Origin of the sequence: Streptomyces sp. NBC_00316 (genome assembly GCF_036158715.1) — a bacterium.
Lineage (GTDB): Bacteria > Actinomycetota > Actinomycetes > Streptomycetales > Streptomycetaceae > Streptomyces.
In genome coordinates this window covers 7,473,638-7,494,031 of record NZ_CP108023.1, presented here as the reverse complement: position 1 = coordinate 7,494,031, position 20,394 = coordinate 7,473,638, and the positions used below count along the sequence as shown (strand labels likewise).

The 20,394-nt window shown below is 70.4% G+C and carries 20 protein-coding genes and 1 pseudogene; 7 read left to right on the top strand and 14 right to left on the bottom strand.

What is annotated here, in order from left to right:
* Nucleotides 1-29: 29 nt before the first annotated feature.
* Complete coding sequence (locus OG878_RS33390) at nucleotides 30-602, bottom strand: helix-turn-helix domain-containing protein (RefSeq protein WP_277324970.1); 573 nt, start codon at nucleotides 600-602, stop codon at nucleotides 30-32.
* A gap of 93 nt (nucleotides 603-695) precedes the next feature.
* On the opposite strand from OG878_RS33390, the gene OG878_RS33385 reads away from it, so the two are divergent.
* A complete protein-coding gene (locus tag OG878_RS33385) occupies nucleotides 696-1,562 on the top strand; it encodes a DMT family transporter (RefSeq protein WP_328890215.1) in 867 nt (288 codons plus the stop codon).
* Between the two features lie 57 nt (nucleotides 1,563-1,619).
* Here the strand turns inward: OG878_RS33385 and OG878_RS33380 are convergent, their stop codons facing one another.
* Nucleotides 1,620-2,357 carry an acyltransferase gene (locus tag OG878_RS33380; protein ID WP_277324972.1) on the bottom strand — a complete coding sequence of 246 codons (738 nt, stop codon included), beginning with the start codon at nucleotides 2,355-2,357 and terminating at the stop codon, nucleotides 1,620-1,622.
* Between the two features lie 191 nt (nucleotides 2,358-2,548).
* Here OG878_RS33380 and OG878_RS33375 point away from each other — a divergent pair, with 191 nt between their 5' ends.
* A complete protein-coding gene (locus OG878_RS33375) occupies nucleotides 2,549-3,079 on the top strand; it encodes a gamma carbonic anhydrase family protein (protein ID WP_328890214.1) in 531 nt (176 codons plus the stop codon).
* A gap of 103 nt (nucleotides 3,080-3,182) precedes the next feature.
* Here OG878_RS33375 and OG878_RS33370 read toward each other — a convergent pair whose 3' ends face one another.
* Together OG878_RS33370 and OG878_RS33365 are read right to left on the bottom strand one after the other, a co-directional pair.
* Nucleotides 3,183-3,842 (bottom strand): DedA family protein, encoded by a 660-nt coding sequence (locus OG878_RS33370; protein WP_328890213.1) that lies wholly within the window; start codon nucleotides 3,840-3,842, stop codon nucleotides 3,183-3,185.
* A 157-nt stretch (nucleotides 3,843-3,999) separates the two neighbouring features.
* Nucleotides 4,000-4,437 (bottom strand): DUF4442 domain-containing protein, encoded by a 438-nt coding sequence (locus OG878_RS33365; RefSeq protein ID WP_328891467.1) that lies wholly within the window; start codon nucleotides 4,435-4,437, stop codon nucleotides 4,000-4,002.
* A gap of 141 nt (nucleotides 4,438-4,578) precedes the next feature.
* On the opposite strand from OG878_RS33365, the gene OG878_RS33360 reads away from it, so the two are divergent.
* Entirely contained in the window at nucleotides 4,579-5,655 is a 1,077-nt protein-coding gene (locus OG878_RS33360; RefSeq protein WP_328890212.1) for a hypothetical protein, read from the top strand.
* 123 nt (nucleotides 5,656-5,778) lie between these two features.
* Nucleotides 5,779-7,101 carry an MFS transporter gene (locus tag OG878_RS33355; protein ID WP_328891466.1) on the top strand — a complete coding sequence of 441 codons (1,323 nt, stop codon included), beginning with the start codon at nucleotides 5,779-5,781 and terminating at the stop codon, nucleotides 7,099-7,101.
* Here OG878_RS33355 and OG878_RS33350 read toward each other — a convergent pair.
* From OG878_RS33350 to OG878_RS33335, 4 genes are all read right to left on the bottom strand, one after another.
* Nucleotides 7,063-7,908, bottom strand: coding sequence for a spermidine synthase (locus tag OG878_RS33350; protein WP_328890211.1), 846 nt, complete (start codon nucleotides 7,906-7,908; stop codon nucleotides 7,063-7,065). The two genes, OG878_RS33355 and OG878_RS33350, sit on opposite strands and share 39 nt — an antisense overlap.
* 22 nt (nucleotides 7,909-7,930) lie before the next feature.
* The gene (locus OG878_RS33345) at nucleotides 7,931-8,776 is read right to left on the bottom strand and encodes a patatin-like phospholipase family protein (protein ID WP_328890210.1); all 846 of its coding nucleotides are present in this window, start codon (nucleotides 8,774-8,776) and stop codon (nucleotides 7,931-7,933) included.
* A gap of 78 nt (nucleotides 8,777-8,854) precedes the next feature.
* Entirely contained in the window at nucleotides 8,855-10,030 is a 1,176-nt protein-coding gene (gene tuf, locus OG878_RS33340) for an elongation factor Tu (protein ID WP_328890209.1), read from the bottom strand.
* A 92-nt stretch (nucleotides 10,031-10,122) separates the two neighbouring features.
* Nucleotides 10,123-10,290 (bottom strand): hypothetical protein, encoded by a 168-nt coding sequence (locus OG878_RS33335; protein WP_328890208.1) that lies wholly within the window; start codon nucleotides 10,288-10,290, stop codon nucleotides 10,123-10,125.
* Between the two features lie 136 nt (nucleotides 10,291-10,426).
* On the opposite strand from OG878_RS33335, the gene OG878_RS33330 reads away from it, so the two are divergent.
* Nucleotides 10,427-11,140, top strand: a complete 714-nt coding sequence (locus OG878_RS33330; protein ID WP_328890207.1) for a TVP38/TMEM64 family protein — start codon at nucleotides 10,427-10,429, stop codon at nucleotides 11,138-11,140.
* Between the two features lie 243 nt (nucleotides 11,141-11,383).
* Nucleotides 11,384-12,256 (top strand): undecaprenyl-diphosphate phosphatase, encoded by an 873-nt coding sequence (locus tag OG878_RS33325; RefSeq protein WP_328890206.1) that lies wholly within the window; start codon nucleotides 11,384-11,386, stop codon nucleotides 12,254-12,256.
* A gap of 209 nt (nucleotides 12,257-12,465) precedes the next feature.
* Here OG878_RS33325 and OG878_RS33320 read toward each other — a convergent pair whose 3' ends face one another.
* The 5 genes from OG878_RS33320 to OG878_RS33300 all read right to left on the bottom strand — a co-directional run bounded on the left by OG878_RS33320 (nucleotide 12,466) and on the right by OG878_RS33300 (nucleotide 17,611).
* Nucleotides 12,466-13,092 carry an N-acetylmuramoyl-L-alanine amidase gene (locus OG878_RS33320; protein WP_328891465.1) on the bottom strand — a complete coding sequence of 209 codons (627 nt, stop codon included), beginning with the start codon at nucleotides 13,090-13,092 and terminating at the stop codon, nucleotides 12,466-12,468.
* A 385-nt stretch (nucleotides 13,093-13,477) separates the two neighbouring features.
* The gene (locus OG878_RS33315; RefSeq protein WP_327123586.1) at nucleotides 13,478-13,636 is read right to left on the bottom strand and encodes a recombinase family protein; all 159 of its coding nucleotides are present in this window, start codon (nucleotides 13,634-13,636) and stop codon (nucleotides 13,478-13,480) included.
* Nucleotides 13,637-13,752: 116 nt separating this feature from the next.
* Nucleotides 13,753-16,308 (bottom strand): tetratricopeptide repeat protein, encoded by a 2,556-nt coding sequence (locus OG878_RS33310; RefSeq protein WP_328890205.1) that lies wholly within the window; start codon nucleotides 16,306-16,308, stop codon nucleotides 13,753-13,755.
* 131 nt (nucleotides 16,309-16,439) lie between these two features.
* Nucleotides 16,440-16,670: a hypothetical protein gene (locus OG878_RS33305; RefSeq protein ID WP_328890204.1), complete on the bottom strand. Its 231-nt coding sequence runs from the start codon at nucleotides 16,668-16,670 to the stop codon at nucleotides 16,440-16,442.
* Between the two features lie 428 nt (nucleotides 16,671-17,098).
* Nucleotides 17,099-17,611, bottom strand: a complete 513-nt coding sequence (locus OG878_RS33300) for a hypothetical protein (protein ID WP_327123589.1) — start codon at nucleotides 17,609-17,611, stop codon at nucleotides 17,099-17,101.
* Between the two features lie 350 nt (nucleotides 17,612-17,961).
* Here OG878_RS33300 and OG878_RS33295 point away from each other — a divergent pair.
* Nucleotides 17,962-19,154 (top strand): annotated as a pseudogene (locus tag OG878_RS33295) (UDP-N-acetylglucosamine--N-acetylmuramyl-(pentapeptide) pyrophosphoryl-undecaprenol N-acetylglucosamine transferase).
* Nucleotides 19,155-19,550: 396 nt separating this feature from the next.
* On the opposite strand, the gene OG878_RS33290 reads toward OG878_RS33295, so the two are convergent.
* Nucleotides 19,551-20,198 (bottom strand): hypothetical protein, encoded by a 648-nt coding sequence (locus tag OG878_RS33290; RefSeq protein ID WP_328890203.1) that lies wholly within the window; start codon nucleotides 20,196-20,198, stop codon nucleotides 19,551-19,553.
* Between the last annotated feature and the right edge of the window lie 196 nt (nucleotides 20,199-20,394).

Genomic DNA, 20,394 nt, shown 5'->3' with positions numbered 1-20,394 from the left:
AGCCACCGCGCGACGGGCGATCAACCATCTCAGCGTACGGGCGGGATGGACACCGCCATCGTGAACTCGGCAGGTTCGGAGCCTTCGTTGCGGTAGGCGTGCGGGAGATGGGCCTCGAAGGTGGCGGAGCTGCCTGCGGGTACGGAATGCTCCTCGCCGTCGACCACGAGGGTGAGGACGCCCGCCGTGACATGGAGCAGTTCGACGGTGCCCTCGGGGTGCGGGTCGGAGGCGCTGCTGTCGCCGGGAACCAGGCGCCAGGACCAGAGTTCGAGCGGCCCCCGTGCCTCCGTACCGACGAGCAGGGTGGTGGAACTGCCCGCCTCGGTGGACCACATGCGCACCGCCTGACTCTCGGGCACCAGCCGCACGTGTGATCCCTGTTCGTAGTCGAGCAGGGTGGTGATGCTGACGCCCAGCGCGTCGGCGAGCTTCACCGTGGTGCCGACACTCGGATTGGTACGCGCCTGCTCGATCTGGATGATCATGCCTCGGCTGACCCCCGCGCGGGCGGCAAGGGCGTCCAGGGTGAAGCCACGTTCACCGCGCCAGCGCTTGAGGTTGCGCGCGAGCGACTGGGTGAGCTGGTCGAGATCAGACACGTTCCGTCCAATATCCTGGATGACAGAGTCAAAAATACTGCACTACGGTGTGGTGCACCCAACCGTTCATCGCACTGTACTGCGAGGCCTGCCATGACAGCACTGTTCGCCCTGGCCACCAGCCTGCTCTGGGGGCTGGCCGACTTCGGCGGCGGGCTGCTCACCCGGCGTGCACCCGCGCTCACCGTGGTCGTGTTGTCACAGACCATGGCCGCTCTCGTGCTGGGCGTCGTCGTGGTGGCGACCGGAGGCTGGAGCGAGGCGGGACCGCAGCTCTGGTTCGCCGTGGCCGCGGGAGCGGTGGGCCCCGTGGCCATGCTGAGTTTCTACAAGGCGCTGGCGCTCGGCCCGATGGGGGTCGTCTCCCCGCTGGGCTCGCTGGGCGTCGCCGTGCCGGTGACCGTCGGGCTGATCGTCGGCGAGCGGCCCGGACTGCTGCAGTTCGCCGGGGTCGGCGTCGCGATCGCGGGCATCGTGCTGGCCGGCGGGCCGGAGCTGCGCCGGGCACCGGTGCAGCGGCAGGCGGTGCTGCTGACGCTGCTGGCCGCGTTCGGCTTCGGGGCCGTGATGTCGCTGATCTCGCACGCCTCCACGACGGTCACCGGACTGTTCCTGGCGCTCTTCGTGCAGCGTGTCACCAACATCGCGGTCGGCGGTGCGGCTCTGTACGTCTCGGTACGGCGCGGTGCGCGCGCACTGCCCGAGGAGGGCGGGGCGGCCGTGGTGGCCGCCGCACTGCCCGCGCTGGCCTTCGTCGGCCTCGCCGACGTCGCGGCCAACGGCACCTACTCCCTCGCCGCGCAGCACGGCCCGGTCACCGTGGCCGCCGTACTGGCCTCGCTGTATCCGGTGGTCACGGCCCTGGCCGCGCGCGGGGTGCTGGGCGAGCGGCTGCGCGGGGTGCAGGCGGCGGGGGCCGGTCTGGCCCTGGTGGGGACCGTACTGCTCGCCACCGGATAGCGATCCGGTCCCCGTCGGCTCCGGAACCCTCCCCCGGCGTCGGGCAGACCCTGCCTCCTACCCTTCGTCCAGTTCCGCGACGGCCAGCAGCTGTTCGGGCGTGACATCGGCCGGGATCGGCACCGGAGCGGGCGTGCGCAGCGGCGGCTGCCAGCCCTTCGCCGGGTCCCAGCTGCGTACGACACGTGCGGGCGCCCCGGCCACCACCGCATGGTCGGGCACTTCGCCGCGCACCACCGCACCCGCCGCAACCACCACATTGCGCCCGAGCCGGGCCCCCGGGAGAATCACCGCGCCCGTGCCGATCCAGCAGCCGGGGCCGATGGCCACCGGTTCCATGCGCGGCCACTGTCTGCCGACCGGCTCGTGCGGGTCGTCGTAACTGTGGTTGGTGGACGTGATGTAGACGTACGGTCCGCAGTACGTGTTCGAACCGATGGTCACCGTGGTGTCGGCGACCACATGGCTGCCGCGCCCGAGCACCACCCCGTCGCCGAGGGTCAGGATCGGTGCGGAGCCGAGGTCCAGGTCCGGCATCAGGCCCGCGGTCAGGGTGACCTGCTCGCCGATGATGCAGTGGCCGCCGAGCTCGATCCACGGCTCACCGAAGACCGTGCCCTGCGGGAACGCGAGCCGGGTCCCCTCGCCGATGCGTCCGAACCGCAGTCCGCCGGGGTGCTCCGCGGTGACGGCGCCCGCTTCCTGAATCGCACGCCAGCCGCGGTGGACGGCCCGCGACAGGACGCGGCGGCGCCAGGCGGTGAGGGATGAGAACGTGTTGCTGTTCTTCGGCACTCGCTCACGGTAGTCGGCGCGACCGGGCCGGTCACCGCGGTGTCCTGTGATGTTCACCCCACTCCGTGAAGGCGGACGGCCGTCGCATACGGTTCCCCTGGCTCGGTCGGCAACCGCGATCGAGCCACCGCGCACGAACAACCGCGGCCGGACCATGCGGCCGGCCGAACCGGAGCACGGAGGAACGGGCGATGGCAGAGCAGGCGTTGATCACGGGCATGGGCGGCCGCGAACCGGACATCGACGCGACGGCCTTCACAGCACCGACGTCGGTCGTGATCGGCGAGGTGACCATGGCCGCGGGCTCCAGCGTCTGGTACCAGGCGGTACTGCGCGCCGACAGCGCTTCCATCACCATCGGGGCCGACAGCAACATCCAGGACAACTGCACCGTCCACGCCGACCCCGGGTTCCCCGCCACGGTCGGTGAGCGCGTCTCGGTCGGCCACAACGCCGTACTGCACGGCTGCACCGTCGAGGACGACGTCCTGGTCGGCATGGGTGCCACGGTCCTCAACGGGGCGCACATCGGCGCCGGTTCGCTGGTCGCGGCCCAGGCGCTGGTCCCGCAGGGGATGCGCGTTCCGCCGGGTTCGCTCGTCGCGGGCGTGCCAGCCAAGGTCAAGCGACAGCTGACCGAGGAGGAGCTGGAGGGCATCAAGTTCAACGCGGTGGGGTACGTCGAGCTGGCCAAGGCGCACCGCGAGGCACACGCGGGCTGAAGCACCTCAGGGGCCGGCCGTCACGTGAAGGCCGGGGCCGCAGGATTCGCCGGCGGTCATGCACAGGCGAATACCGCGGGAGCCATGAGCCGGACCGACGGGCTCAGTCCGCGACGGGTACGGACGCCGCTTCGGCGGCGGCACGTTCCTCGGACTGCGCCGCCGCCTTCTTCGCGCGGCTCTTGAGAACCAGCATCGAGGTCAGACCGATCAGCAGCGCGACCACCAGCCCGAGCCAGGAGAAACGCTTCAGCCAGGCCTCGGCGACGATCCCCACCGAGTAGACGACGGCGGTGGTACCACCCGCCCAGGCGATGCCGCCCAGCACATTGGCGATCAGGAACTTCCAGTACGGCATGCGCAGGACTCCGGCCAGCGGTCCGGCGAAGATGCGCAGCAGAGCCACGAACCGGCCGAAGAACACCGCCCACATGCCCCACTTCCGGAACGACCGCTCCGCCATGGCGATCTGGTCCACACCGAAGTGTCCGGGGAACCTGCCGCCGAGCCAGGCGAGCAGGGGGCGGCCTCCCCTGCGGCCGATGGCGTAACCGATCGAGTCCCCGATGACGGCTCCCGCGGTGGCGCAGGCGCCGAGGATCACGGGGTCGATGCCGCTGTGCCCGGCGGCCAGCAGCGCGGCGCTGACGAGGACGATCTCACCGGGCAGCGGAATGCCCAGACTCTCCAGACCGATGACGACGCCCACCAGGACGTACACGCTGATCGCGGGGACCGTCTCCAGCCACTCCTGGATGTGCAACGCCGGTTCCTCCCGTGCTGATCTGCCGTCGCCCGCCGGGAAAGCTCCTCGGCACACGGCGGGAAGCCTACCTGCCGGGGCCACCGGCGGGACAGCGCGAAGGGCCGCCCCGTCCCCGTCACGGGGCAGGACGGCCCAGGTGGGGCACTGTGGGGCCTCAGGCGTTCGGGCGGAGCGTCCAGACGACCGTCATCTCACCGGTCACGGCGCCGTCCGCACGCCGGATCTCGATGGTGACGGGGAATTCGGGCCGCTTGCCCTCGTCGAGTTCGGCGACGACGTCCGCCACCGGCCGGCCGAGGGTCGCGGTCGCGGTGACGACCCCCATCGCCAGCTTCTTGTAGCCGATCTCCGCCTTCACGGCGAGCGGCACGGCACGGGACAACTGGTCGCCGAAGGCGGCGATGACGATCGCTCCGCTCGCCGACTCCGCAAGCGTGAACATCGCTCCGGCGTGCGGTCCGCCGACGTGGTTGTGGTAGTCGGCCTGGTCGGGCATGCGGACCACCGCCCGCTCCGCGGTGGTCTCCAGGAACTCGAGGTTGAGGGTCCGGGCCATCGGAACCGTCGCGACGAGCATGTCCCCGACGGTCATCTGTTCAGCGCTCATGAGCCGCATGTTACTCACGGGTAGGGCCGTTTGGCCATCCCTCTCGCCTCCCGGCGGTCACCTTGACCGTTCCCTCACGGGGGCGGCCGTAGCCGACCGGCCGCAGCCCCTCTATCGTTACGCCCCATGTGGCCAGGACAGCAGCCGCCCGGGGGCGAGCAGAACCCGCAGGACCAGAGTCAGAACCCGTATCAGCAACCGGGTTACCAGCAGCCGAATCCCTATCAGCAGCCGGGATATCAGCAGCCTGGATATCAGCAGGGCCAGCCGGGGCAGCAGCCCGGTTACCCGCAGCAGGGACAGCCGGGTTACCCGCAGCCGAATCCTTACCAGCAGCCGACCGTGCCGCAGTACGCGGTTTCCGGTCCGCCCGGTGCGCCGCAGCCCGGTGACAACAAGAAGAAGTCGACGACCGTCGTCGCGATCGTCGCGGCCACCGCCGTGGTGGTGGCCGCCGTGGTCACCGGCGTCGTGGTGATGAACAAGGACGACAAGGGCGGCACGGACGTCCGCGGTGACGGGAAGGCGTCGGCCTCCCCGAAGCCGTCCGGCACCACGTCCTCGCCCGAGGCGAACCCGCGCGGCACCGACGGGGACGCCAAGCCCCTCATCGCCGGCTGGAAGGTCGTCACCAACCCCAAGTGGGGCACCCAGTTCGACGTGCCCGGTGACTGGGAGGTCGCCGCTCCGGGGGTGTTCTCCTTCTTCGAGGACGACAAGAAGGGCGACGGCTCGCCGGCGGTCGGCTTTTCCGCACCGGCGTACTACAAGAGCAAGTGGTGCGTCGACGACGTCGACAAGGACGGCACCAAGGAGGACATGAGCCTGGCCGGCGTCGGCACCAAGGGCGCCCAGGGGGCCAAGTCCACCGACGAGGCCGCCACCAACGAGGCCGCGAACTGGGTGTGGGCGGCCTATGCGCAGCACATGCCGAAGGGCACCATCAAGATCGGCAAGCCCAAGCCGTACACCACCAAGTCCGGTGTCACCGGCAGTGTCGTCACGGCCACCGCGCCCGGCGTCACCAAGAAGCACAAATGCGACAGCGACGGCAAGTCGATCGCGTTCTCCTTCAAGAACAGCAACGGCGAGTACTCGTCGTGGATCCTCTACGCCGGAGCGGACGTCGAGGGCGAGCTTCCGGACACCACGATCCAGAAGATCCTCAGCACCCTGCGGCTCACGGACGTCGCCAAGTCCTGATCCACCGGTGACCTGTGCCTGATCCGGCCCGCTCCGGGGCCGGATCAGGCAATGCATTTGGCAGGGCGGGGTCCGGACAGGGATAGTCCCTTGGTGACTCCTGCTTCCGTACCCCCGCTCCGCATGCGCCGCCGCCCCGCCTGGGCCGGTCGCAACTACAGTCTGCTGACCGCCGCCGCGGTCATCACCGGCCTGGGTACACACGGCGCACTGATCGCGTCGGCGTTCGCCGTTCTGGAGTCCGGCGGCGACGGCGGTGACGTCGGTCTGGTCGCCGCCGCCCGTACCGCACCCCTGGTCGTCTTCCTTCTCATCGGTGGCGCGATCGCGGACCGGATGCCGCGCCACCGCGTGATGGTCGCGGCGAACGCCCTGAACTGCGTCTCGCAGGCCGCCTTCGCCTGGCTGGTCCTGGCCGGCGATCCGGAGCTGTGGCAGATGATGGTGCTCACCGCGGCGTGCGGCACCGGGCAGGCGTTCTTCAACCCGGCGGCCGAAGGCATGCTGATGTCCAGTGTCAGCGGCGAGCAGGCCAGCCGCGCCTTCGCTCTGTTCCGGATGTCGATGCACGGCGCCGCCATCGGTGGTGCGGCGCTCGGCGGCGCCATGATCGCGGCGATGAACCCGGGCTGGGTGCTGGCCGTCGACGCTGCGGCCTTCGCGGTCGCCGGGGCGCTGCGCGCCTTCCTCGACGTCGCCCACATCCCGTCGCGCGCGCCGGGCGGCGGACTGCTCGCCGATCTGCGCGAGGGCTGGCAGGAGTTCGTCGGCCGCCCCTGGCTGTGGTCCATCGTGGCGCAGTTCTCGGTGGTGGTCGCGGTGGTCGGGGCGGCCGAGTCGGTGTACGGGCCGCTGGTCGCCCGCGAGGAGCTCGGCGGCGCCAGCCCCTGGGGCCTCGCACTCGCCGCGTTCGGGGTGGGCACCCTGTGCGGGGCGCTGCTGATGATGCGCTGGAAACCCAGGCGGCTGCTGCTCGCCGGGACGCTCTGCGTCTTCCCGCTGGCCCTGCCCTCGGCGGCGCTCGCGGTGCCGCTGCCGGTGGCCGGGCTCAGCGCGGTGATGTTCGTCAGCGGCGTCGCCATCGAGGTGTTCGGCGTCTCCTGGATGACGGCCCTGCATCAGGAGATCCCGGAGGAGAAGCTGTCGCGCGTCTCGGCGTACGACTGGTTCGGATCGGTGGCGATGCTGCCGCTGGCCACCGCGGTCGCCGGCCCGGTGGAGGGCCTGGTCGGGCGGGGCCAGGCGCTGTGGGGCTGTGCGGTGCTGATCGTGCTGGTCACGGGGGCCGTGCTGTTCGTACCCGACGTGCGCAACCTGACCCGCCGGACGGGTGCCGCGGTGGCGGCGTCCGCGGCCGCGAAGGCACCGGCGTCCACGGCCGTGGACGCCCCAGCGGTGCAGGTACCGTCAGCCGATGCCGAAGGTGCCCTCGGGCGGCTCGGGTGAGGCGACCGCGTCGGCGTCCCGGACCGGCCGGGCGCCGCCGATGAGCCGCTCGAGCGCAGCGCCGTGCTCGACCCGGGCCGGGAAGGCGTCGGCGGCGCAGCGGCGGGCCAGCGTCGCGGTGTCCAGGGGGCTGCGGGAGGCGACCAGGACGACGTTCCCGAAGCGCCGGCCGCGCAGCACCGCCGGTTCGGCGATCACTGCGAGCTCGCCGAAGACGGCCGCGAAGTTGGCGAGTTGCGAGCGGAGGAAACCGAAGGGCGTGCAGTCGGCGAGGTTGGCGGCGTAGACGCCGTCGTCCCGCAGTGCCCGTCCGGCCGCCTGCGCGTACTCGACGGACGTGAAGTGCGCGGGCACCCGCGAGCCGCCGAAGACGTCCGCGATCAGGACGTCGACGGAACCGGGCGGTGTCTCCTCCAGAAGGCCTCGGGCGTCGGTCGCGTGCACGGTGATGCCGCTGCCCTCGGGGACCGGCAGCTGCTCGGTGACCAGTGCAAGCAGGCCGCGGTCGGCCTCGGCGACGACCTGCCGCGAGCCCGGCCGGGTCGCGGTGACGTAGCGCGGCACGGTGAGCGCACCGCCGCCGAGGTGGAGCACGTCGAGGGGGGCGTCCGGTTCGGCGGCGCAGTCCAGGACATGGGCGAGCCGCTGGGTGTACTCGAACTCCAGGTGGACCGGATCGTCCAGGTCGACGTACGACTGGGGTGCGCCGTCGACCGTGAGCAGCCAGGCCCGGTCCCGGTCCACATCGGGAAGCAGTCTGGCGGTTCCCTGGTCCACGTCCCGGATGACAGGTATCGGCTCGTTCACGCTTCCATTGTGGGGTGCCCGTTCAGCTGCTGAGGACCGCGGCGACCGCTGCGGTGTGCGCGGCCGACTGGGCGAGTCCGGCGCGGGCGGCCGCCGCCCTGCGGACCGGATCGAGAGGGTTGCGCCCGAACGCCTTTCTGGCGGGCGCGTCCGGAGTGATCACGGCGACCCGGGCGCCCTTCGCCTCGAGGTCGGTGGCCTGGGAGCGCGGCGGGACGATCACCTTGTTCCCGCTCGCCGTCGGTGCGATGACGACGACGCGCTCGTATCCGGCGGCCAGATGGGCATTGGCCGGGGAGTACACCCCGCCGTCGATCCAGTCCTGCCCGTCGATGGTGACGACCGGCCAGACCGCGGGAACGGCGCAGCTGGCGGTGACGGCGTCCACGAGCGGGATGCCGCTGTCCTTGTCGAACGTGTGGAGTTCACCGGTGGCCGCGTGGACGGCGGTGATGCGCAGTTGCCGCTCGGGCCACTCGGAAGCCGGGAGCCGGTTCGCGATCACGGCCCGCCGTTCGGCCGCGGTGACTTCGGTCCGGGCGGTCTGCGCCATGCGGGCCAGCTTCCGCCCGTACGCCTCCGGGGTGTCCGCCGTCAGCACGGCCCGGGCGTAGCGCATGAGGGTGCCCGTGCCGAGCCTGCCGCCGGTCTCGCCCTGCGGACCGGCGAGCTGGCGTGCGTACAGGTCCGGCAGGCCGAGCCGTCCGGAGGCGAGCTGGGCGCCGACGACGGCCCCGGCGGAACTGCCGATGATCAGATCCGCGGTCGACAGGTCCACGCCCGCCTCGGCGAGTCCGTGCAGGATCCCGGTCTCCCAGGCACTTCCGGTGACACCGCCGGACCCCAGCACCAGTGCAATATCTGCCATGCCGTCAGTCTTGCGCATCGCAGCGGCCCCGCCTGCCGTGGGTGCGGAAGACGGGGCCGCTGCGCGGACGGGCACGGATCAGAGCAGGCCGGTGACGGTGCCCGCGCCGACCGTGCGGCCGCCCTCCCGGATCGCGAAGCCGAGGCCGGACTCCAGCGGGGTGTCGCGGCCCAGCTCGACGGTCATCGTGACCGTGTCACCGGGGCGCGCCACCGCCGCCTCACCGAGGTCGATGTTCCCGACGATGTCCGCGGTCCGGATGTAGAACTGCGGCCGGTAGCCGGTGGTGACCGGTGTGGTCCTGCCGCCTTCCCTGGCCGACAGGACGTACACCTGCGCGGTGAAGCGACGGCTCGGTGTCACACTGCCCGGCACCGCCACCACATGGCCGCGGCGGACCCGGTCGCGCTCCACCCCGCGCAGGAGCAGCGCCACGTTGTCACCGGCCTGTGCGGACTCCATCGGCTTCCCGAACGTCTCCAGACCGGTGACGACGGTCTCGATGTCCGTCCCCGGCACGGACACCCGGTCACCGACGCGCACGGTGCCGCGCTCGACGGCTCCGGTGACGACGGTGCCCCGGCCGGTGATGGTCAGGACGTTCTCCACGGACAGCAGGAACGGCGCGTCGGTGTAGCGCACCGGCATCGGTACGTACGTGTCGACGGCGTCCAGCAGCGCCTCGACGGACGCGGTCCAGCGCGCATCGCCGGCCAGGGCCTTCAAGCCGGACACCCGGACGACGGGGACGCTGTCGCCGCCGTAGCCGTGCGCGGAGAGCAGCTCGCGGACCTCCAGCTCGACCAGGTCGGTCAGCTCCGGGTCGCCCGCGTCCGCCTTGTTGAGGGCGACGACGATGTGGTCGACGCCGACCTGGCGGGCGAGCAGCACGTGCTCGGCGGTCTGCGGCATGATCCCGTCGAGCGCGGACACGACGAGGATCGCCCCGTCGAGCTGCGCGGCGCCCGTGACCATGTTCTTCACGTAGTCGGCGTGACCGGGCATGTCGACATGCGCGTAGTGCCGGGTGTCGGTCTCGTACTCGACGTGCGCGATGTTGATGGTGATGCCGCGCTGCGCCTCCTCCGGCGCCCGGTCGATCCGGTCGAACGAGACGTAGGAGGTGCTGCTGCCGGCGCGGTCGCTGAGGACCTTGGTGATGGCCGCCGTCAGCGTGGTCTTGCCGTGGTCGACGTGGCCCATGGTGCCGATGTTGAGGTGCGGCTTGGTGCGCACGTATGCCGTCTTGGGCATGGCTCGTCCTTCGTGACTCGAAGCTGAGAGAGAAGACCCCAGGGCCCCGCCGACCCTCCCCTTGCGGGGTCCGCCGGACTGTCGGGGGAGGGTCAGCTTCGGGCGCCGCCGAGGGGCGCTGCGGCAGCGGTGCACGCTGCTGCGTCGACTGCGGCCGCTGCCGCGGTGAGTGCGGCGGCAGCGTGGACAGCAGGGATGACGGCAGCCTCCGGCGCGACCGCGACTGCGGACTGCGCTGCGAGGAAGGCGTACCGGAACATGGGTCAGATCATGGCCGACGGCCGCGGACCCGTCGAATGGTTTTCGGCTGCGCGTCGGCTTCGGGCGGCGCGTGTGCGGCGGATCGTCCGGGGCACATTACGGCGATCACACACCGTCGTCGGTTAGTCTCCCCGAATGCTCGACCCCTCCCCCGCCACCCGGCCCTCCACGGGCCTCGCCGCGCGCTGCGCCAGGGCGCTGCTCTCGCCCTGGTCCCGGCTCTCACTGCTCGTGGTCGTGCTGCTGTCCGCCGCGGCGATGATGCTGCTCCTCGAACCGCAGCGGTTGCTGGCCACCGGCTGGCCGGCCCGGCTGAGCAGCGGCGGCGGCGCGGTCCTGCTGTTCGGCGTCGCGTACGGCGTGTGCACCGTGGCGTTCGTACCGCGGCCGCTGCTCAATCTCGCCGCGGGTGCGCTCTTCGGTTCACAGGCCGGTCTGGCCGCCGCGCTGGTGGGCACGGTGCTGGGGGCCGGCATCTCGTTCGGCCTCGGCAGGGTCCTGGGACAGGACGCGCTGCGTACGCTGCTGCGTGGGCGCTGGCTGAAGGCGGCGGACGGACAGTTGAGCCGGCACGGCTTCCGTTCGATGCTGGCCCTGCGGCTCTTCCCGGGTGTGCCGTTCGCCGCGGCCAACTACTGCGCCGCGGTGTCGCGCATGGGTTGTCCGCCGTTCCTGATGGCCACCGGAATCGGCTCCGTCCCGAACACCGCGGCATACGTCGTCGCGGGCAGCACGGCCTCGTCACCGACGTCACCCGCGTTCCTGGCTGCGATGGGTTTCATCGTGCTGACGGGGATCGGCGCGGCGGCCGTCGCCTGGCGCAGGCGGCACTCCTTCGGCGGGCGATGACCGGAGGCCGGAGCGATCCGCGCCGGCCGGCCGCCGAGGTACGTCGGGGCGCGCAGCGGAGCCGGCCGGCCGCCGGGGGCAGCCGTCACCCCGTTCATCCGGGGGCGATACGCTGCCCGCGCACGACCGACGATCATCGGGCCCGCCGTGGCCCTTCCCTCACTTGACCGCACTCCGCACGTTGCCGACGGCGCCGCCGTCCGTCGGCCGATGCACGATGACTTCCGGGATGGCCAAAGCCCCATGAGCTGGTTCGAATCGTTCGTCCTGGGCCTCGTTCAGGGACTGACCGAGTTCCTGCCGATCTCCTCCAGCGCGCATCTGCGGCTCACCGCAGCGTTCGCCGGCTGGCACGACCCGGGTGCGGCGTTCACCGCGATCACCCAGATCGGCACGGAGGCGGCGGTTCTCATCTACTTCCGCAAGGACATCGTGCGGATCGTCTCGGCGTGGTTCCGGTCGCTGACCAACCGGTCGATGCGCAGCGACCACGACGCACAGATGGGCTGGCTGGTCATCGTCGGCTCCATCCCGATCGGCGTCCTCGGCGTGACGTTCAAGGACCAGATCGAGGGCCCCTTCCGCGATCTGCGGCTCATCGCCACCACCCTGATCGTCATGGGCATCGTCCTCGGTGTCGCCGACCGCCTCGCCGCCCGCGACGAGACCGGTGGCAAGCACCGGGCCGTCAAGGAGCGCAAGTCCCTCAAGGAACTGGGCGTCAGGGACGGTCTGATCTTCGGCTTCTGCCAGGCGATGGCCCTGATCCCGGGTGTCTCCCGCTCGGGCGCCACGATCAGCGGTGGCCTGCTGATGGGCTACACCCGCGAGGCGGCGGCGCGTTACTCGTTCCTCCTCGCGATCCCGGCGGTGCTCGCCTCGGGTGCTTTCGAGCTGAAGGACGCGGGCGAAGGACATGTGTCATGGGGTCCGACGATCTTCGCGACGGTCATCGCCTTCGGTGTGGGCTACGCCGTCATCGCGTGGTTCATGAAGTTCATCACGACCAGGAGCTTCATGCCGTTCGTGGTCTACCGGATCATTCTGGGCATTCTGCTCTTCATCCTGGTCGGCGCCGAGGTTCTGAGCCCGCACGCGGGCGAGTCCGCGGGTTGACCAAGTCGCCACACCTAGCACTATCTAGCGCATTCTGACGCTTTCGCACATCCACGCGTCATGATCGTCTCCCACTTTTCTCCCACTCGGGAGACTGGGAAACGCCCGGCAAAAAAGGCTGTGCGACAGCAAATCCGGGCGCCGCGTAGAAGGGCCTGTACAGCCTCAAGCAGCTGTGCAGGCCCTTCTACGCGGCGCCCGAGTCCGGGTCAGTTCAGGTCGAGGCGGGCCCGTAGGCCCTGGGCGCGCTCGGCGAGCGCCTTCTCCGGGTCCGGGCTGATCGTGACCAGGGCCACCGCAGCGGTCACGATGACGCCACTCAACTCCTTCTCGACGTCCGACCAGCCGTGGCTGTCGCCTTGCGAGGGTTGGCGCCGAGGGCGCCGGTGACGGCAGATCGCCGCGCTTACCTTCTCAATCGCTTCGAGCTGGACGTCCGGCCAAGGGTCCTTGCCGTCGCCGAGGCTCTCGCACTCGAAGCCGTAGAAGTGCCGATTCCCGTCGGTGTTCGTCTCGTCGTCCGACGGCAGGCGCCTTTCGGCGACGACCGCCTGGAGCACGTCGCCGTCCCCCAACCCGGCATGGTCCGTGCGGCCGTAGCCGATCAGGTGGACCCGGCCGTCCTTCGCGATCATGCCGTGACACAACGGCCCCGGCAGGTCCGCGTACGCGTTGCGGACGATCCCGACCATGGCCGCGGTGCCCTTCGTCACGCTGTGATGGATCATCACCCCGTTCACCCGCCCCCACACACCCCTGCTGTTCCGGTTGTGGGTAAGCCAGTTCCCGACCTCGATGATTCGACGGTCTCCGCAGGTCAGGAGGAAGATACGCAGAAACGGCCGGAGCCCCCGCACAGCGGGCCCCCAACAGCGCCCTGACCTGCAGACCTGCACAGACTTTCAACGCCTTGGCCCGCATCGACCCGTTCCGGCCCGCTTGAAGCCGCTTCAGCACGACGCCGTTTTCCCGTGGGAAAACCATGGGAAAACAACGAACGCGAAGGTGTCCTGACCTGCACTACCCGTTCCCCCGGGGCTCCACCAGCCTGCATCAGCCGCCAAGCTGGCTGATTTGCAGCGGACGGCCACAACCAAAGTTATGAGGCGACATCCACAATCCCGTCCGCTGGCCTCTCCTCGGACCCGGGGAAAACGTATGCCCGTGACCCAACGCCCAGCGCGGCTTCTAGCGGTGGTTTGTTAAACCGGGGAGTAGAGATCAACGGTCCCCGGGACGGGCGAAGCCGAGCAGAGCCCTCAAGCCCTCGCGGTCCATGTTCGCGCCGGTGCGCTTGTCGACGTAGATGTGTTCTTCGGCGACTCCGGCATCGCGCGTCGCGTCGACCTGCCGGTCGAGGTCCTGAGCGGTCGTGCTCACACGGCAATACGCAAGATCCATCCCGCGACTGTCCCACAACTTGACGCCGTGACGAGGGTTTGATCACGTGTCGACGGTCGACCTTCTGTGTCACATCCATGCTTGTGATATAGGTGTCACGGCTGCTCGGCACCGCCGTCGCGTGAGGCGAAAGCGGCAGCGAGCATTAGACGGACCTCCACTGTCACTGGGTGGCCGGTGCCCAGCACCCGCGTCATGTCGGCCAGGATCTGCTCGTAGAGTGGGATCGCCCGACCCGGGTCCCCCGCAGCCTCGTAGGCTCCTGCGAGGTTGAGCCGGGAACTCAGGGTGCTGGGGTGGTGCGGGCCCAGTACCCGGACGGTGTCTTCGAGAGTCTGCTCGAACAGCGGGATCGCCCGACCCAGGTCCCCCGCCTCCTGGTAGGCGCCGGCGAGGTTGTTACGGGAGGTCAGGGTGCTGGGGTGGTCCGCGCCCAGCACCCGCAACCGATCTTCGAGGGTCTCTTCGTTCAGCGGGATCGCCCGGTCCGGGTCCCCCGCCGACAGGTAGGCGCCGGCGAGGATACCGCGGGAGGTCAGGGTGTCGGGGTGGTTGGCGCCCAGCACCCGCAACCGATCTTCGAAGGTCTGCTCGAACAGCGGGATCGCCCTGCCCAAGTCCCCCGCCGCTTCGTAGGCGCCGGCGAGGTTGCCGCGGGAGGTCAGGGTGCTGGGGTGGTTGGCGCCCAGCACCCGCAACCGATCTTCGAAGGTCTGCTCGAACAGCGGGATCGCCCTGCCCAAGTCCCCCGCCGCTTCGTAGGCGCCGGCGAGGTTGTTGCGGGAGGTCAGGGTGTCAGGGTGGTCCGCGCCCAGCACCCGCAACCGGGCTTCGAGGTTCCGCTCGAACAGCGGCCCCGCCCGGCCCAGGTCCCCTGCCTCCCGGTAGGCGTCGGCGAGGTTGTTACGGGAGGTCAGGGTGTCAGGGTGGTCCGCGCTCAGCACGCGCATCATGGCGGCCAGGTTCTGCTCGTACAGCGGGATCGCCCTGCCCAAGTCCCCCGCCGACCGGTAGCCGCCGGCGAGGTTGCTGCTGGCGGTCAAGGTGTCAGGGTGGTCGGCACCCAGCACGCGCATCATGGCGGCCAGGTTCTGCTCGTACAGCGGGATCGCCCGGCCCAGGTCCCCCGCCTCTTCGTAGGCTCCGGCAAGGTTGAGCCGGGAGGTCAGGGTGCCTCGGTGGTCCGCGCCCAGCACCCGCACCGAGTGGGTGAGGTCCCGCTCCCATAGCTCGATGGCGCGGCCCAAGTCGCCCGCATGCCGGTAGGCGTAAGCAAGGTTGTTGCGCGAGCTCAAGGTGTGCGGGTGGTCGGCACCCAGCACCCGGACCCGGCTGGTGAGGGCGCGTTGGAAGTAACTGATGGCGCGGGCGGTCTGGCCTTGGTTGTCGAGGAAGGCTCCGGTGTGGTCGTGGATGTTCGCGGTGGTGTCGGTGTCGGTAGCTTCGGCGGCATGGCCGGTCAAGGCGTCGATATGGGCGAGCAGAGTGCGCCAAGTGGGCCATGCGGCGGGAACGTTCCAGGCCGGGCACGCCTCGGAGAGTTGAGTGGCCGCCTGGTTGCGAGCTTGGTCGATGGCGGCAGGGGTGCGGTGGGGGTCGTCGGGGTCAGGGGTGCGGGCTAGGGCTTGGACGAGGCGGTGTACGGCCAGAGTGTCGCTGGCGGGGTCGGCGGTGATCATGCTATAGGCGTTCAGCAGGCCGATCGCGTGGTTCAGGGCGGGCGGGCCAGCCAGGCCGTCCAGCACGGTGGCGGGAATGTTCTCGGGGGCGTACCACGCCAGGACGCACAACAGGTCCGCGGCCAGCGGCTGGAGCGCGGTTAAGCGGTCCAAGGTGAGACGCCAGATGCGGGCGATGGTCCGCTCGGCCGGGGTGGTGGCCGCCCCCTGCCGGTACATGTCCGCCGGGTACTGGCTGAGGAGGTGCAGGTAGGCGCGGGGGGTGGTGAGCGGGTTCTGCGCGAGGTAGGCGGCCACTTGTTCGATGGCGAGGGGCAGGTGGCCCAGTTCGGCGCACAGGTCGGCAGCGCCGTCCAGGTCTCGGGGCCCGTGCGCGGTCAGGGTGCGGGTGAGCAGGTCGAGTGATTCGGCCGGGTCCAGGACGTCCAGGCGGACCACGGTGGTGGCGTGGTGCCAGGCGGTGGCGAGTCGGCTGGTGATCAGAATGCGTCCGGTGGTGGCGCGGGCGAGCAGGGGTGCGATGTCGGCGGGGTCATTGACGTTGTCGAGGATGAGCAGCCAGCCGGTGTGGGTGGCCAGCCACTGCGAGGCGCGCTCCGCCAGCGCTTCCAGGGGCAGTGCCTGGGCCAGGGCGGGCTGCAGGGCGGTGGCCAGGTCGGCCAGGCCCTGCTGGACGCCCGCGGGACTGTCGGCGGAGATCCACCGGATCGGGGCGTGGCCGCGGGCGCGGGTGGCGGCCCAGTGGGCGGCCAGGGTGCTCTTGCCGATCCCGCCCAGCCCGGCGACGGCCTGCACCACCACCTGGCCCGAGGCGGTCAGCACGGCATCAAGGCAGTCCAGCTCACGGGTGCGTCCGACGAACGGCCCCGGGCGTACTGGCAGGTCATCCAGCCCCGGTGGGGCATCCACCTCAGCCGCAGGCAGCAGCGCCTCGGGCGGCAGCTGTATGACCCTGGCGTTGTCCCCGCTCACAGCGGTCCCGAGAAAGTCGCCGCCGCCGGTGTCGATCGCGATGGACCGCTCACCAGATGCCGAGGCTCCAGCTGGAATGGCGGTGGGCTGCGTTGTCTGCGGCTTCCGGGGCTGTTTCCCGAAGGGCCCCTTCACGCCTGTCCCCCGCCCGGGTGGTCGCCGGTGGAGATGTTGCCCCCGGGGTTGCCGCTGATGGCGATTGAGCGCTCCCCCGACGCGGTCACCGAGCCCGGCGCCGACGGCGGGGCCGGTACTGCGGCCGGTGGGGCCGGCTCCTGGCGGGCCGGCAGGTCGGCAGGTGTGCGGGATGCCCCGGTGTCGCCGGTGGAGATGCCGCCCGTCGAGTTGCCGTGGATCGCCACAGCGCGCTCGCCAGTGGCCTGGACTGGGCCGCCGGCTGGCACCGGCTGGGAACTTTCCCCCCCGTGCGAGAGGCGAAGCTGTGGCCCCACGCCGCGGCCAGCGCGGCCAGCGCCGCCCCGAGTGCCGCGGCCACACCCCACCGGATCGCGGGATCCTTCAGCGCAGGCGGCAGGACCACTGCCCCGCACAGCCATGTCGGTACCGCAAAGGCCGCAGCCGTCACCAATACCGCCGCCACCCACCGGACGCTTCGCTGCATGCCTCCCCCTCGGCCCGGGCCGTCACATCCGCCACCACCATGACACCAACGCCACCGCCGCGGACCACTTTTCACACCGCAGACCCGACTGCAGCGAAGGGCGGACCGCGCCAACGCCTACGGCCGGTCCGGTCCTTCAGCCTGAACCCACGGGTCCACCGGTCTGCTTCAGGCCGGTGGACCCGTGGGTTCGGTTGGAACACGAGGATGCTGGGCAAGCCGAAGAGCTTCGGCCGAGACATCGGCGTCGATCTGGGCTGGTGTTCCGTCGCCGTCGTATTCGAGGAGGTCGTACTCGTCGTCCAGATTGGCGAGTCGCTCGGCCAGAGGCAGCTCGTGCCCGAAGCGCTGGTGGATCCGGAAGGCCAGCTCGCGAGGCGTCAGCTCGCCGGCCAGCATCCGGGCGGCAAGTGCCCGTACGGCGGCTTCCTCTCCGGCAACGCTGCCCACTGGGTGGAAGGTGAGGCCCAGTTCGTCGAGTGCTGGGGGAAGGAGGTCGGGGACGTCGTAATCCGCCTCCGCGCGTGTGCACGAGGCCAGGGTCCGCAGGGCAGGGCTGTCGAGGCCGGCAACGAGTGCATCACAGGCAGCAGTGACGACATCGGTTGCGCAGATCTCGCCCATGCTCCAGAGAACGGCGCGGTCCTCAAGCTCGCGGGCTGATGGTTCGGTCGACGGCATCTGTCCATGATCTCGTCAGTGGGTTACCCAGGTCGAGTGCGTTTCACTGCGATGCCTGCTCGGCCTCGTGTAGGTCGCGTACGACCGCCAGCGCCAACCCGAGCCTCCTCACCTTCAGTCCGACCGCTGATCGGTCGGACGGAGTGAGAACGCTTCGAGAATTCCGAAGTTACGTCACAGAGCTGCAGAACACCCGAGGGAGGAAGAACCCCATGGCCACAGGGCCAGTGACTCAGCACGGCTCAGGGGAACTCGCGGAATGTCGCACACTACGAGTGCGGTCCGGAACCGGCTTGCATGTGGCACGCTCAGGGGCTGCACAGTGATCGATTCAGACTGGAGCCCTCCCTATGACCAGCGACGTTCACCGCCCCTCGTTCGGGGTCGAGAGGCCTTTCCGCTTGATCGTCACGGGCGGTGGTACCGGCGGACACACGTACCCGGCTCTTACAGCCGTGCGTACCTTGCAGGCCCGGCTCGGGGCTCAGGGCGGTGCGCTGGAAGTCCTTTGGGTGGGCAAGGCCGACAGCCTGGAGTCACGCGGCGCCGCCGCCGAGGGGATCGCGTTCACATCAGTCGCAACGGGCAAGATTCGCCGCTCGAAGAACCCCCTCAAGCTGGCCTCGCCGGCGAACGTGGCAGACATGGGGCGCGTCCCACTCGGTGTCCTCCAGGCGCGCAAGCGATCAACGCCTTCCGTCCCGACGTGGTGCTGGCCACGGGAGGCTACGTCGCGGTCCCGGTGGGTGTGGCCGCTACGAGGCTGTGCCGAATCCCGTTGGTTGTACACGAGTAGACCGTGCGGCTGGGTCTGGCGAACCGGACCTTGGCTGTCGCAGCAACCCGGGTCGCAGTCTCTTCCGAATCGACCGTGCCGCTCCTTTCGGAAGCGGTACGCGCTTCAACGGTGGTCACCGGAAACCCTGTCCGGCCCGAGGTGTTCACCGGGCAGGCCGACAAGGCGATCGAGGCTCTGAACTGGCACGGCTACGACCGGCGGCTGCCGACCGTCTACGTCACCGGCGGTGCCCAGGGTGCCCAGCAGATCAACAGCGTCGTGCGCGACGCGCTGCCGTGGCTGCTCGACCACGCCAACGTGATTCACCAGTGCGGCCCGGACAACGTCGACGGGCTGCGCCAGCACACAGCGCAGTTGCCCGCGCAGAGCGCGGAGCGCTATCACCTCACCGGGTACGTCGGTGCCGAGCTCCCCGACGTACTCGCCTTGGCCGATGTGGTGATCTCCCGAAGCGGGGCCGGGACCATCGCCGAGCTGACCGCGCTGGGCAAGGCCGCCGTGTTCGTTCCCCTCGCCACGTCGGCCGGAAATGAGCAGGTCCACAACGCTGAGCACTTGGCGACCAACGGCGCCGCCGTCACGCTGGTGGGTGACGTGACCGCCGAGCGGCTCTGGACGGCCGTGGCACCACTGCTGACGGACTCGCACCAACGCACGGCTATGGCCGAGCGTGCCCGGTCGCACGGGCGGCCCGACGCCGCCGAGCGCCTGGTCGACGTCGTGCTCTCGGCAGCCGGGGCGTAGGGCCCGTGGGCGGCCAATGAAGTGTGGTCGGGCCTACGAAAGTAGATCGGCAATGCCGCCTGCTGCGAGCAGCACAGCGATGACGAGGAGAAATCCGAAGCAGCTCGGCTGTGCGAGCACACGTAGGCACCCCGGCCGGTCCGTCACCAGGCAGTCGTGCAGCCTGGTATCGGTGTCGTGCTGATCCACTTTTGACAGCGCCGTTCCTCGGTGCCGCCAGGAGGCCCCGACTCTCGGCCGGGTATCCAGGACGGCGATGGACCTTTCCGACCCGGGCCACCGCCGGCTTCAGGTCGGGAAGGAATCTCAAGGTGATCTTGAACCTACGGTGAGTGTCGTCGCTTGGGCCTTGGGAACCCGCCCGCGACCGATCGGCGAAACGGTCGCGGGCGGGAGTCATCGAGAGAGCGCCGACACGTCAGCGAGCTCGTCCAGGACGATGGTGCAGTCCGATAGGGCCCGGACCAGTTGGCTGGCGAGCACCCACGGCCCGGCGGGGTCGCCGTACTCCACGACCCGGGGCGTCAACGGGCTCCCTGGCAGATAGCGGACTCCATATATCCCGCTCACCTCGGACGACCCGACCCGTACGGCCACGGACCGACCGAGCAGGTTGGGGCAGGAGCGGGCAGCCTCCCGGGCGCACGGGGCACACACCGGCGGGTGCGTCGTCAGCAGACCGTTCGGCCACCCGTCCCAGTCAGCGCGGTGGTCCTCCAGCAGCCAGAGTGTGCCCCGCTCATCCTGGTCGGCCGACCCGCCGCAGACCTGACACAGCAGTCGGCGCATGACGCGCCGCTGCCGCAACGGATGCACCCTGCCGAAGTCCGGTCGCCCGCACCCCTGCTTGGCCGGCGCCCGCAACCACAGGTAGCCGTCGGCATCCCGGTCGTACGGGCCCTCATCCTGGTAGGCGATGCCGCCGCGGGGAGCGATCACCACGGGGCTGCGGGCCTGCTCCTGTGACCACGCCGCGATGTACGGAACAACGAGCGGCCGAGGGAAGTTCACCGGCCCTGCCGAGAGGGCTTGCAGCCGTCGCACAGCGGGATCGTCGCCCCTGGGGCGCTGCGGCCGGGAACGCTGGTCGTGCCGCAGACGGCGCACCGTCGGCAGAGTCCGCGCCACGCGCGATGCAGCCGGCGCCTCGGCTCGCACGACACGCCACCACGGCAGTCGGCGCAGATCACGGTGTGGCCCAGGTAGGCGCGGAATGCCTTCTCAGCTGTACGGGGCTCGG